This window comes from Bacillus sp. ISL-46 (assembly GCF_018613205.1).
The window spans coordinates 21,511-35,807 of sequence record NZ_JAGGQR010000005.1 but is presented as its reverse complement, the minus strand read 5'-3'; the positions used below and the strand labels follow the sequence as shown (position 1 = coordinate 35,807).

Annotated in this window: 11 protein-coding genes; 2 read left to right on the top strand and 9 right to left on the bottom strand. The window is 37.0% G+C overall.

Annotation, left to right across the window (positions count from 1 at the left end):
- Nucleotides 1-98 precede the first annotated feature (98 nt).
- The 6 genes from araD to J7E67_RS02335 form a co-directional block, all read right to left on the bottom strand.
- The gene (gene araD, locus J7E67_RS02360) at nucleotides 99-794 is read right to left on the bottom strand and encodes an L-ribulose-5-phosphate 4-epimerase (RefSeq protein WP_214716532.1); all 696 of its coding nucleotides are present in this window, start codon (nucleotides 792-794) and stop codon (nucleotides 99-101) included.
- Nucleotides 788-2,485, bottom strand: a complete 1,698-nt coding sequence (gene araB / locus J7E67_RS02355) for a ribulokinase (protein WP_214716530.1) — start codon at nucleotides 2,483-2,485, stop codon at nucleotides 788-790. Before araB ends, araD begins: the two co-directional genes overlap by 7 nt.
- A 369-nt stretch (nucleotides 2,486-2,854) precedes the next feature.
- Entirely contained in the window at nucleotides 2,855-4,318 is a 1,464-nt protein-coding gene (locus J7E67_RS02350; protein ID WP_214716528.1) for an arabinan endo-1,5-alpha-L-arabinosidase, read from the bottom strand.
- Between the two features lie 167 nt (nucleotides 4,319-4,485).
- The gene (locus tag J7E67_RS02345) at nucleotides 4,486-5,328 is read right to left on the bottom strand and encodes a carbohydrate ABC transporter permease (protein ID WP_214716602.1); all 843 of its coding nucleotides are present in this window, start codon (nucleotides 5,326-5,328) and stop codon (nucleotides 4,486-4,488) included.
- Nucleotides 5,329-5,412: 84 nt separating this feature from the next.
- A complete protein-coding gene (locus J7E67_RS02340) occupies nucleotides 5,413-6,303 on the bottom strand; it encodes a carbohydrate ABC transporter permease (protein WP_214716526.1) in 891 nt (296 codons plus the stop codon).
- Between the two features lie 146 nt (nucleotides 6,304-6,449).
- Entirely contained in the window at nucleotides 6,450-7,784 is a 1,335-nt protein-coding gene (locus J7E67_RS02335; protein WP_214716601.1) for an ABC transporter substrate-binding protein, read from the bottom strand.
- A 696-nt stretch (nucleotides 7,785-8,480) separates the two neighbouring features.
- On the opposite strand from J7E67_RS02335, the gene J7E67_RS02330 reads away from it, so the two are divergent.
- A complete protein-coding gene (locus tag J7E67_RS02330) occupies nucleotides 8,481-9,599 on the top strand; it encodes a GntR family transcriptional regulator (protein ID WP_214716525.1) in 1,119 nt (372 codons plus the stop codon).
- Nucleotides 9,600-9,734: 135 nt separating this feature from the next.
- On the opposite strand, the gene J7E67_RS02325 is transcribed toward J7E67_RS02330, so the two are convergent.
- Together J7E67_RS02325 and J7E67_RS02320 are read right to left on the bottom strand one after the other, a co-directional pair.
- Nucleotides 9,735-11,015 (bottom strand): glycoside hydrolase family 27 protein, encoded by a 1,281-nt coding sequence (locus J7E67_RS02325; RefSeq protein ID WP_214716524.1) that lies wholly within the window; start codon nucleotides 11,013-11,015, stop codon nucleotides 9,735-9,737.
- 117 nt (nucleotides 11,016-11,132) lie between these two features.
- On the bottom strand, nucleotides 11,133-12,011 hold the full coding sequence (locus J7E67_RS02320; protein ID WP_214716523.1) for an AraC family transcriptional regulator: 879 nt from the start codon (nucleotides 12,009-12,011) through the stop codon (nucleotides 11,133-11,135).
- Nucleotides 12,012-12,489: 478 nt separating this feature from the next.
- Here J7E67_RS02320 and J7E67_RS32210 point away from each other — a divergent pair, with 478 nt between their 5' ends.
- On the top strand, nucleotides 12,490-13,086 hold the full coding sequence (locus J7E67_RS32210; protein ID WP_214716522.1) for a YesL family protein: 597 nt from the start codon (nucleotides 12,490-12,492) through the stop codon (nucleotides 13,084-13,086).
- A gap of 120 nt (nucleotides 13,087-13,206) precedes the next feature.
- On the opposite strand, the gene mgrA is transcribed toward J7E67_RS32210, so the two are convergent.
- On the bottom strand, nucleotides 13,207-14,199 hold the full coding sequence (gene mgrA / locus J7E67_RS02310; protein WP_214716521.1) for an L-glyceraldehyde 3-phosphate reductase: 993 nt from the start codon (nucleotides 14,197-14,199) through the stop codon (nucleotides 13,207-13,209).
- Between the last annotated feature and the right edge of the window lie 98 nt (nucleotides 14,200-14,297).

Here is a 14,297-nt window from a genome sequence, read left to right as displayed (position 1 = left end):
TAAATGCAAGATATTTTTATAGCAATAATTAATTAGTAATCTATAACCAGTTATCCGTACAAGTTATGTCTGATTAAAGCGGTTGCTTTCCTCTAAGTCTACTTTTGTCCGTAATAGGCATTTGCACCATGCTTGCGAAGATAATGTTTATCAAGCAAGAATTGGTCAATAGGTTTAATTTGTGGGTTTAGGATATAAGTGTTTAACGCCATTTTGGCCACTTCTTCTAAAACTACAGCATTGTGAACGGCTTGGTTTGCGTTTGTCCCCCAGCTAAATGGAGCATGACCTGATAATAAAATTCCAGGCATTGCAACAGGGTCAAGTCCTTCTTTTTCAAATGTTTCTATAATGACATTTCCTGTTTCAAGCTCGTATCCCCGTTCAATTTCCTCTTTAGTCAGGGTGCGTGTACATGGAACTTCTCCGTAAAAATAATCCGCATGTGTTGTTCCAAGTGCTGGAATTGGACGTCCTGCTTGAGCCCAGCTTGTAGCCCCTGGAGAATGTGTATGAACAATTCCGCCGATTAGCGGGAGTGCCCGATATAAAGCAAGATGTGTTGGTGTATCTGAAGAAGGTCTTAATGACCCTTCAACAATATTTCCATCTAAATCTAAGACAACAAGATCATCAATTTGTAACTCATCATACGGAACACCACTTGGTTTGATAACCACAAGACCTGTTTCACGGTCAATCCCGCTCACATTTCCCCAAGTAAAAGTAACCAAACCATGTTCTGGAAGTTGTAAATTAGCTTCCAATACTTCTCTTTTCAATCTTTCTAACATACTGTTTCTTCCTCCTTCTTCTCTAAGGAGCTTTCCTTTTTAATCTTTTTCAACGTTTTCATGACATTGTTTTCGCCACGGCCAAAGTAGTCGTAAAGGCGTGCATATTCATTGAAAAGTTGATCGTAAGCCCCTGCATAATCTTTAATTGGCTGATAGATATAATCTTTTACTCTTCCCATATCTTTGGCTGCATCTATAATATGATCGTAACCGCCGCGCTCTTTTCCAGCTGCAACTGCTCCGAACATCGCAGAACCAAGGGCTGGAGTCTGTGAAGAAGCTGAGATTTTAATATCCATATTTAATACATCCGCATAAATTTGCATCATCATCGCATTTTTCTCAGCAATTCCGCCTGCAGCGTATACCTCATTTACTGGTACACCATTGTTACGGAAGGTCTCAACGATCATCCGGGTACCATAAGCAGTTGCTTCAATTAATGCACGATAGATTTCTTCTGGCTTTGTTAAAAGAGTAGCACCAAGAAGAACACCAGTTAGATCCGCATCTACAAGGGTTGAGCGATTGCCGTTCCACCAATCTAACGCAAGAAGACCGCTTTCACCAACTTGTAATTGGCTTGCCTTATCTGTTAATAGTTGATGAATGTTAACCCCTTTTTCTTTTGCTTCTTCATGATAGCTCGCTGGAACACAATTCTCAGTTAACCATTCGAAGTGGTCACCCACACAAGATTGACCTGCCTCATAACCCATAAACCCAGGGATTACACCATCCTCAACTACACCACACATACCTGGAACAATTTTCTCTTCTTCTCCCAACAAAATGTGACAAGTAGAGGTTCCCATGATCATTAATAATTTACCGGGTTCCGTGATCCCAACGGCAGGAACAGCTACGTGTGCGTCAACATTAGCAACTGCAACGGCTGTACCAGGATTTAAACCGGTTAGCTTTGCAGCCTTTTCAGTGATTTCCCCTGCTTTTGATCCAATTGGAACAATCTTTGTGGAGAGTTTATCTTCCACCACATTTTCCAATCGTGGGTCAAGTGCTTTGAAAAATTCATTGGATGGATAACCATCTTGCTTATGCCAAATCGCTTTATAGCCAGCCGTACAACTATTTCTATTAATCGCTCCAGTTAACTCAGAGATAACCCAATCAGTCGCCTCTAAGATTTGGTTTGCAGCATCGTATATTTCAGGTGCTTCATTTAAGATTTGCCATACTTTTGGGAAAAGCCATTCAGAAGAAATCTTGCCGCCATAACGCTGTAAGAACTGTTCTCCGCGGGCTTCAGCGATTTCATTTAAGCGATTTGCTTCATCTTGTGCCGCGTGATGTTTCCAAAGTTTCACATAACTATGAGGGTGGTTGCTAAACTCCTCTTTGAAGCATAATGGTGTACCATTAGCATCAATTGGCAGGACCGTACAAGCAGTAAAATCAATTCCTAATCCAATAACATCATCTTTAGAAACTTGTGCTTGCTTTAATACTTCTGGAATAGTAATCGCTAAAACTTCAAGATAGTCTGCCGGATGCTGTAATGCCCAGTCATGCTCTAACTTTGTTGTTCCATTCGGTAAGAATTCATCCATTACACCATGGGTATAGGGTTTTACAGCAGTCGCTACTTCTTTGCCTGTTCCTACTTCAACAAGTACAGCTCTTCCTGATTGTGTACCATAGTCGACACCAATCGAATACTTAGCCATCAAAATCACCTGTCCTTTATAAGAATACGTTTACAAAAACTAATTTAAAGGGCTTTCATTTTACGATTTAATTCAATGAAAATATTATTCTTTTTTAAGTATTTATCATACGTACAAGATTGCGACGAATTGATGATAATATTATCATTAATACTTACAAGTTATTCGAATAACTCTAACTTGTACGTATAACCTTAATTAGATTTTACCATCTATCTTATTTTTTTCAATGGTATTTTAAAAATTAATTCAAGTTTTCTGGTCCACTAGTAATACGGACACGATTAAGATCAAATACTTGTACCTTCATGTTATTATCTCGTTCCAATTAGTCATAAACTAAATTACTTTTAAGACATTCCTATTAAACTATTTTTCAATCCGTTTTTTTCCCCAAATTACGGTACCCTCTTGATTCATCCCAGTGAACACCAAACTTCCATTCCAATTCTCCCAATCCCAGCCTGGAATAACCTTTACCGTATATTTCCAAAAATCTTTCGGGGCCACTCCGGGGTCATAGATTGACAGTTCTAAGGTGTTCTTTCCTGTTAACTTCCAACTACTTTTATCATTATGTCCCTTTATTTTTCCATTTGGTAATAGGTGAAGCTCCTCGGAATTTTGCATACCTTCATCAAAACGGTTGAAAATAATTTGCTCCCAGTTTCCAATGATATTGGACTCTGTGATTTTTTGCTCTGTTTCTCCTGCATACCGTTCAGGAGAAACAACAGGCCAGCCATCCTCTGTCCAGAACATTTTTCTTACATGTAAATGGGACCAATACTTATCCTCACCAGCCCTGGCATTGTGAATGAGGTAAAAATCATCGCCATCTTGCAGCAAGCCATTGTGTCCCGTTCCGATCCAGCCAGGATCTTTCCCAAAGGAATAAGCACCAACAAGTTTATTACCAGTATCAAAGGAATCATCACCAATGTCGATCATGTTGTTTTCGTTATAATCTAAAAAGGGTCCTGTTATGCTTTTAGATCGAGCGACTCTTACATTGTACGAATCTTCTAACCAATCATAAGAAACAGTTAAATAATAATAACCAGTATTTTGGTTATAGATGATTTCAGGCCCTTCAATACCAAAATTCATGTCCTTTCTTTGGGCGATCAGCGTACCTTCATCATCAGGATTTGCTAATTTTCCCGTATTCTTATCGACCTTTGTAATGAAAATTCCGCCGAAATAAGAACCATATACCATCCATGGCTGTCCCTGTTCATCAAATGTAAGATCTGGATCGATCGCATTGACGGTATTGGCATCACCTTCTTTTGATTTAAAAACAGCACCCTCGTCCTTCCATAGTCCTTCAATTGTGTCACTTGTCGCAAGTCCAATGTAAGAGTTCCTTTTCCCCACTTCAGAGACAGAATAATATAAATAATATTTATTGTTCATCTCAACCACGGTGGGTGCCCAGAAGGTAGTCCCATGTGTCCACTCCCACGCCTCTTTAGAAACTTGGTCAAAAACACGGCCAACAAATTCCCAATGGATTAAATCCTTGGATTTTCTAATTTGGATTCCGGGAATAGGAGGTGCCCCCACCATATAATCCGTTGAAAACACATAATACCAGTCATCGGTCTTTAAAATGGCCCCATCATGAGTAAAATTAGTTGTCCACTCCTTTTCTTTATACATGACATCACTATTAACATTTTTAATCGGTGATGTTGCAGGCGGAGTTGGCAAATCAATCCCTATTAAATCACCATTCCGTTGTTGTAAGTGTTGATAACTTAAGCTAGCTAGGATCATAACCACCAATAGAAGTGAACCTATCAGTATAAATTTTGTCTTCTTTTTCATTATTTTTTCTCCTAGATTGATTGAACCAAATAAGTAATCTTAAAATTCATTTATACCTATAACAAAAGGCACTTATCAGAAAAATATGATGATAAGTGCCTTTACTCATTCGTTCTATTAAACTATAAAAATGAATTATAAATGCACCAGTAATTGATTTAGTTGTATTATCCTTTTACTCCAGAGATGGCAATTGATTCGATAATTTGCTTTTGGAATACAATAAATACAATTAACATCGGCAATAATGCAATCATCGATGCTGCCATAATAAGAGGATAATCACTCTGAATGGCATATGATGCATTAAAGTTTGCAATAACGAGTTGCAATGTTTGTTTCTCTGGTGAGTTCAAATAAAGAATTGGACCGAGGTAGTCATTCCAAATTCCCATGAACCATAAAATTAACTGGGCAGCAACTGCCGGTTTTATGAGCGGAAAGATAATCTTGTAAAAGATTTGAAAATACGAACATCCATCAATCTTGGCCGCTTCAATAATTGAATTTGGTATACTGCTTAAAAATTGTCGTAAAAAGAAAATCATAAATATGTTACCAAACAGTCCCGGTACGATTAGAGGTAGTAAACTATCAATCCAGCCGATTTTCGAAAACATGATGAATTGCGGAATCATAACAACTGGGTAAGGAATCATAACCGATGCAAACAATAGCATGAAGATTTTATTCTTACCATTAAACTGTAATTTTGCGAAAGCAAAGGCTGCTAAGCTGGATGTAAATGTTCCAATCACAGTAACAGTGATTGCGACAATTAAACTATTTCCAATACCAGATAGCAGTGGGCCCATACTCCAAATTTCGGAGTATTTATTAAATGAAATTTCATTAGGAATCCATACTGGCGGTAAGGCAAATACATCTTCTTTCGTCTTAATAGATGTTGAAAACATCCATAACAATGGTGCTACCATAAAGATTGCACCTAGACTTAGTAAGGCAAATACTACTGTATTAGTAATTCGATTTTTTTTCTTTTCAGACATAGGTTCTGATTTAACCGACTTTTTATTTGCAACTGCAACTTCCATTTTTCAAGCCCCTTTCTATTACTCTGATATTCACCTATATTAATCCAAATCAAATGAATTTTTTTCATTTATCTTAAACTGGATTAGGGTAATAATAAAGATGAAAAGTCCCAGTACCAAGGCCATTGCAGATGCATAACCTAATTGGAAGTTACCAAATGCTTTTTGCCAAATGTAGAATACAACAGATGCTGAGCTATATTCAGGTCCACCAGTAGGTGTCATGACGTTAATCTCAGTAAAGATTTGGGCACCGCCAATAATATTCGTTACAATAATAAAGAAGGTTACTGGTTTCACCATTGGCAGGGTGATATGCCAAAATGCTTGGAATGCGTTCGCGCCATCCAATTTAGCTGCTTCATAAAAGGATTTCGGCACACTTTGAAGTGCTGCTAAATAGAGCAACATCGTATATCCTAGTCCCTTCCAGACAGCCATAATGATCAAGGCAGGTTTGACAGTAGATGTATTTTGGAGCCAGTTAGGACCTTCAATGCCAATAAGGCCTAAAAATTGGTTAACTAATCCATAATCACCATTGTAAGCCCATTGCCATAAAATGGAGATCGCAGCAATCGATGAAATAACCGGAATGTAGTAGATAACTCTAAATGTATTGGTTCCAGGGATTCCTTTATTTAACGCTAATGCTAGTAATAACGCTAGGACAATCCCGATTGGAATTCCAATCATCATAAAAATCGTGTTATACATTGATTTATAAAAATATTCATCTTGGAATAAATTCTTAAAGTTTTCTAGACCAATAAAGTTCATTTGTCCCAGACCGTTCCAGTCGGTAAAGGCTCCATAAAGCGAATAAAGTAAAGGAACCATTGCGAACAAGAGGAATCCTATAACTGGCGCTGCAATAAATAGGTACGCATATCTCTGTTCAGTTCGATAGAGCTTCGATGTCGTTTTCAACTTCCCCCACCCTTTCAATAAGCATTTAAATACTACATTTCCCTTTCTCTAAATTTCTTTTTACAAAAAAGTTAGATAAAAGGAATAAATGGCGCTAGATTCTTTTTAATAAACTAGCACCATTTACACTATGTCTGAGAGTTTTTTTATTTCTTAGTTGATTGTTTTTCTTGTTGGATTGCTGCGTCTAAAAGCTTTTGCATTTTTGGTTTTTCTTTTTTTACAAACTCAGCAGCAGTTTGCTTGCCGTCAAGTACAGGTTGAATATTCTTATAGAATTCATCATACCATTCACCAGTATAGGTAGATTCTGCAGGCCAGTCTCGGCCATAATCATTGATGATTTCTAAGAATTCTTGTTTATTTGCTGGCTTAATAGAAGAATCATTAGCCCATTCTTCAGCAACTTTTACACTATTTGGAAGCTGCACTTGTGCATCAACTAATGCTTGTTGTCCTTCTTGGTCAGCAGATAGGTACATTGCTAATTCAGCAGCTTCTTTCGGATGCTTTGTAGTAGCGCCTACACCAATTCCAAGTGAACCGATCCATGCAGATGTTTTTCCAGTTGAACCAGCTGGCCATGGTATTAAATCATAGTCAAACTTTAATTGTTCTGCATATGTTGCCATATCCCAAGGACCAACAGGGAAGAAAGCTAATTCACCCTTCATCCATCTTTGATACGTATCAAGAGTTTGTGCTTCAGAAATAGATGGAGTAATTTTGTGTACGTTTTGTTGATCTGCAAACCATTGTAATGCTTCAATGAATTTAGGATCATCTATAGCAACTTTTGTTTTTGTTTCATCCAACCAATCTGCTCCATTACTCCAAACAAATGGTGCTAATGACCATTGAACGTTAAAACCAGTAGCAAATTGATCAGATTTTCCATCGCCATTTGTATCTTGAGTTAATTTTTTCGATACATCAATAAATTCATCCCAAGTATATGGTTTATCTTTGTCAGGTAGTGGAATACCTGCTTTTTCAAACATGTCTTTATTGTAACCTAGTGCAAATCCACTAAGATCTTTTGGTAATCCATAGATAGCACCTTTACCATTTGTTTTACCATCATAACGGTATTTATTAATACCTTTTTCCCAAATATCCTCTAATTTAACATCTTTTGAGCCTTCAACATATTTTGTGATATCTTGTAGAATACCAGAGTTTACATATGCTTTTACTTGAGCTGGATTATAGAAGAAAACATCTGGAATTTTGTGTCCTGCAATCGCTGCCTTTAATTTCGTATCATATTGGTCAGGAGCAACAGAGACAACATTAACTTTTACATCCTTATGAGATTGTTCGAATTTCTTAACAGTAGCTTTATAAGCGTCCAGCTCTTTAGGCTGACCACGGAACATAAAGGTAAGTTCAGTTTTACCGCCGCTCTTTCCATCGCCTGAGCTTGAGTTTGAACAACCTGCGAGAATTGAACTGATTACCATAATCGCAAGCAACATCATTGTACCTAGCTTTTTAGATGCTTTAAACAAGTAAATCCCTCCAATAAAATTGATATACTAACTTAGAAGAGCAATTAAACAGAAGCATTGTAAGCGCAAACAGTTTACTAAAAAAATTAAAACATAATTGCAGTGATTGGTAAGTAATTCTATTAACCTATTTAGTTTAGATGTACGGATATGTCTGCGATTACATAAAAATCCCTCCTAAAAAAACTCAATTATTTAAATTAACCAAGTCTCGTCTATAATTTCTGGGTCTTTTTTCTCATTTCCAGTGAAAATTTGAAAGCGTATTCTCTATAGTTCAAATAGTAATATACCTGTTCGTACATGTCAATCATTTTAATGTTAAAAAATAAATTTATGTACGGACGTGTCTTAAATCTTATTTTGGTATAGGTACAAGTATAGTTCAAAATTTTGGTACAACTTTTATACAGTCGTTCAAATATCTTCTATAATATTTAGCGTGGCTAATAAAACACCTATATCCAGCTATTTTTCCAGTTGGTTTGTTAAAATTCCTAATTAATTGTCCACAATTTGGATGTGTCGCTAATAATTAATTTAAAATAGAAAAATATTAATAATATCTTATAGTCTTTTTTAACTTTTTTTGTTACCCTAGTCTTATTAAAGTTGTTGTACGTATAAGTTGTTAAAGTTGCATACAAGTTGAAAGTGGTGGTACCAATGGCACAAAAGACCAAATATACGATTGTAAAGGAACAAATAACGGAATGGATCACTAGTGGTAAGGTGAAACCCGGAGAAAAAATCTATTCTGAAAATGAACTGGTTAAAATGTTCGGAGTTAGCAGACATACAGTGCGCCAAGCGGTCGGGGATTTAGTACACGAAGGCTGGCTATATAGAGAGCAAGGGGCAGGAACTTTCTGTTCCAATAAAATGTCGGAACCGTTGGCCGAATCTCAAACTCAAGTACAAACTTTGAACACCACTGGGAAAAACATTGGGGTAATAACAACCTATATTTCAGATTATATTTTTCCTTCTATTATTAAAGGTATAGAATCCTATTTGACTGTACAGGGATATTCGTTAACGTTTGCTTGTACAGATAATGAGGTGGAAAAAGAGAAACAATGTTTACAAACCATGTTAAGCCGGAATATTAATGGGCTGATCGTAGAGCCGACTAGAAGTAGTAATTACAATCCTAACATTAATTACTATCTAGAGCTTGAGCAAAACAATATCCCTTACTTAATGATTAACCAATTCTACTCCCAACTAATGCCGCCGCACATCATTATGAATGATGAACATGGTGGTTATATTGCTACGGAACATTTAATTAATCTTGGCCATGAAAAAATAATCGGTCTTTTTAAAACCGATGACCTCCAAGGAGTAAATCGGATGCAAGGTTTTATCCGAGCTTTTAGGGAATACAATCTCACCTTTTTCCCAGAAATGGTTATTACTTATACAACCGATGACCCGGAATCTCAACTACTTGAACGGTTACAGCAATTTTTCATGACAGAAAAACAACCAACCGCAATTGTCTGTTATAATGATCAAATAGCCTTACAAGTTCTAAATATGTTAAGAAGTCTTGGCTTAAGTGTTCCAGACGACGTTTCCATTGTCGGCTATGATGATTCCTTCTTAGCAGAGGCAACCGATGTGAAACTAACATCTGTTACACACCCTAAAATGCAAATGGGGATTGAAGCGGCCAAATGGATTGTCTCTGCCGTTGAAAGTCGAGGAACCAATCCACCTTCTACTGTTTATGAACCAGAGTTAGTGATTCGAAAATCAACTGCAGCAGTGCACAAATAACTAGGCTAGCCAAGCCTACGTCAAAAATGATTGCGCCTACTTTTTCTTGCTAAAAAGGTGTCCCAAATAAACTTGGGACACCTTTTTTTTACACTATGTGAGTTTCTTAATACAATCTCCAGTAAACTTCCTTAATTAATACAATTTAATCAAAATGGAGCCGTGTGCCGGAAGAGTTTGTTTAATACTTTCGGCAACCACTCCAAGTTCCGCTTGTTTCCAAAGATCTCTTGCCGTTTTTTTCGAAGTGAGACCAAGCTGTTCCAATGAAACATCGACAACGGCTGTTTCTTCAGCGGCATTAAACAAGGCTACGTAAGTATGACCATCGTCACCTTTTGCGGTCCAGACAATTTTGTCATCCTTCCGATAAACCAAGCGATTACTGTGGCTGTATTGGTTTAGTTCCAAAACCTCTTTATTTGTAAGCAAGGAAAGCGTCCAGTCATCGTTATCCCTAAGTTCTCCCCCAAACATAAGCGGGGAGCGGAAGATCGACCATAATGTCATCATTGTTATTTGTTCATCTTTTGTAAATCGAGTCCAGCGGTCCGCCCCTCCGCCGTCAACTGAACGAATTCCAATATGGCCAAGAGGCAGCATATCACAGTCTGGCCAGTGCCCTGGTCCTACATGCCGGCTCCACTTTTCACACCTTTCAAACATGCCATATAACAGGCTCCAATGATCCCAAAAATCATCGGTCATTCTCCACATGTTAGCATTGTCAATTAAGGTTTCAGCAGATTCCAACGGTGCCGGACCAGGTGATAGACTGAGGACCATCTCTCTTCCACTGTTATCGATTGCCTTGCGAATTAACTTTATTTCATCTTGATGGATTTGATAAAGTCGGGAAGCTGCAATATCGTCCACCTTGACAAAATCCACTCCCCACTCGGAATACAATTGAAATAAAGAATTATAATATTCCTGTGCACCTTCTTTAGAAGCATCCACCCCATACATATCCGTATTCCAAGGACAAATGGAATTTGGATGTGCTATATCTCTTGCTCTCACATCAGTACCCAAAATTGGTGTATTTGCATGAACGGCTTGGCGTGGAATTCCCCGCATGATATGTATGCCAAACTTTAATCCAAGGTTATGTACATAATCCGCTAACGGTTTAAAACCCTTGCCCCCTTCTGAAGAAGGAAAACGATTAACTGCCGGTACCAACCTTGAGTATTCATCCATTTCAAGCGGAACAAATGGACGATACACTGATGATGTTGCCCCGGGTTCAGACCATTGAATATCAACCACAACATACTCCCAGCCATATGGTTTAAGATGTTCTGCCATATAATCAGCGTTCCCTACAATTTCCTCTTCCCTTACTGCCGCTCCATAACAATCCCAGCTATTCCAGCCTAATGGAGGTGTTTTTGTAAATGTGTGATGTCTCATTTTTCAATTCCTTTCTATTAAATTATTGCCCTTTAAACTAATAATAAGGAATTGAGACATCTACATCTATAATAAATTTTTGCTCTATATTGTAAAATATTGCTCTTTTGATAATACTTAATCGAATCTAAACTCATTTAAAAAGGCTAGATCTTTTCCTAACCGAAACTCCCCTGGAGAAAAACCTATCCATTCACGAAAGACCTTTATAAAGTAACTGCTATTGGAATAACCAATTTGTTTTGAAGTCTCTTCAATGGTCATATCTGTGTTCCTTAGGAGCTGGACCGCTTTTTCCATTCGGACCTTTGTTAAGTATTCCATTGGTGAAAGTCCAGTTGTTCGTTTGAAAAGACGGGTAAAATGAAATTTGGATAAGCCTACTCTTAGTGCAAGTACATCAAGACTTTGAATAGTACAGTAATCTTCCTCTAAAAAATGGACAGCTTGAATCACCTTTTCAGGCCAGATTTCTTTTTCCTTTTTATAAGCTGCAGTATATCGGTACAGCTCCATTACAAATTGATAAACAATCGTTGAAGCACGAAATCCATCAGTAATCTGCTGTTTGCTTGCAGCATAATAGGCATTTTTCAAGAAGGTAATGGGGGAGCTCAACTCTGAAATTTGAGAAACATTCCCCATTAATTTAATTAGTTCTGTCCATTCTTTTTGAAGATTTGTTGGTCTAAATAAGATAAAATAAAATTCCCAGTTCTCACTGTCTTGAGGCAAATAATAGCGATGATCACTTGGAATTTCTACCATAAATGCACTGCCTTCAGTAAGCTTGTGAACTACACCATCTAGCTCAATATTTCCACTGCCTGAAATGGTATATTGAAACAATAATAATGGACCATCTTTACGTTTTAATCCATCCCATTCATATGAAGTATCTTTTATATGCTGGTGCCCTACGGCAAAAAGCTGGTAGAAGGAACTATTTAAGGTATCTAAAAAGCGGAATCCATAAACTCCAAATTTACTAGACATGAGATTTCCCCTTAAATGATTGATTTTAGTGAGGTATTGTGAAAATGCATTACTCTGGAATTATTATTATTTTAGATTATTTATTGTATTGAAGACTAATGATAAACGCTGTATTTCATCCGCAGGTTTATGATCTGTCCCTGGCTGCCTTTTACGGTGATTATACCAAATGGACTGCCATCCTGCTTCCGATGGAGCAACAACAGCCTTTATTCATTATAGTCCCTAGTAATTCAGGCTCTTCTGGAAATATTTGAATATTATTCAACCTAAATGATTATGTAATGTATCATCTAAGTCAAAAAAAATCGCTTTAATACCCATTTAAATTTCCTCCAATTCGAATTAAGAATAACCTAAACATTAAAAAGGCAAAGCTTAGGTCAGCAAGATTACCAGTTTAATATTCCTTCTTTTTTAGCGGAATCTATGCTATTTTTATTGTACAGAAAAAAATTATGAAATCTTGGTGATATGGATGAAATTTAATAGTAAATTTTATAGATTACTTGAATTTGTTACAGCCTTTTTTCAGTTAAATATCCTATGGCTGTTGTTATGTTTACCGGTTTTAACCATTTTCCCTGCAACTGTTGCCATGTATTGCGTCACACGACAATGGATTTTACATAAGGACTATAGTGTTTTTCGTCCTTTCTTTAAATATTTCAAAGAAAATTTTAAAAAGAGTTTATTGTTAGGCATTTTATGGACTTTTTTTGGTAGTTTGTTTTATATTGATTTTACCTTAATGGATAATCTTGGTGATTTTCAATATATTCTATTACCGATACTGTCTTTATTAGGAATCATAGTTCTTACTACTTCGATCTTTATTTTTCCAACCATCGCTAACTTTGATATGAATTGGTGGGACACAATAAAAAATTCGGTGTTCTTTTCCATTAGATATCTTCCGACTACTCTTGTCGCGGTTATCTATATCGCTTTAATGACTTTTATTCTCTATACTTGGCCAGTAACATCATTATTTATTTTCAGTTTAGGTGCGTATAGTATATACTTTTTATGTAACAGAGTGTTTTCTAAAATTCAACAAGTTAATGCTTCTTAACATCAAAATACTGGTTTATATTTTTTAATGGATTAATTGCATTCCCCCAAAATAACAAGAGGGTCTCAAAAAGTTGTTTATTACAACCTTTGGGACCCTTTCTTTTTTAATGTTAGAACTCTAGCTTTTAAGAATATCCTCAATCCTTGCTAATTCTTGATCAGAAAACTCAAGGTTATTCAATACTGCAACATTTTCCTCAATTTGGCTCACTCTGCTCGCACCAATCAGGACTGTAGTAACCTTTCCACCACGCAAAACCCAGGCCAGCGCCATTTGTGATAGACTTTGACCACGCTCTATTGCAATTTCATTTAATTTTTGAACACGCTCAATAACTTCTGCTTTAACTTGATCTTCACTTAGAAACCCTGTTGATTTTGCTGCACGAGAATCGGCTGGAATCCCAGTTAAATACTTATTGGTTAACAAGCCTTGTGCTAACGGGCTAAACGCAATCGAACCGACTCCACTTTCCTGAAGCACATCCTGTAAGCCGTCCTCTATCCAGCGGTTAAACATGGAATACTTTGGTTGATGGATTAACAAAGGTGTTCCTAACTGATTCAAGATTTTAATCGCTTCAGCTGTTTGTTCTGCACTGTAGTTAGAAATTCCAACATATAACGCTTTACCCTGACGAACAATAGAATCTAATGCTCCCATGGTTTCCTCAATCGGTGTGTTTGGGTCTGGACGGTGCGAATAGAAAATATCAACATAATCAAGTCCCATTCGTTTTAGACTCTGGTCCAGACTTGATACTAAATATTTCCTTGAGCCCCAATCCCCATATGGTCCTGGCCACATCGTGTAGCCTGCTTTTGAAGAAATGATCATTTCTTCACGGTAAGGAGCAAAATCAGTCTTTAATATTCTACCGAACATTTCTTCAGCAGACCCCGGCGGCGGGCCATAATTGTTGGCTAAATCAAAATGGGTAATCCCTAAATCAAACGCTCTTCTCAGCATTGCCCGTCCATTTTCATATGTATCAACACCACCAAAATTGTGCCATAGTCCAAGCGAGACCGCAGGAAGCATTAATCCTGAACGGCCACTGCGATTATATTTCATTGATTCATAACGATTTTCTGCTGCTTGGTAAACCATATTTTTTTCCTCTTTTCTATATTTTTTGATGAGCAGCTAATACCACACAAACTAAGCATATCTTATAAATTAGAATAATGTGCAAATATTTTGAAGTC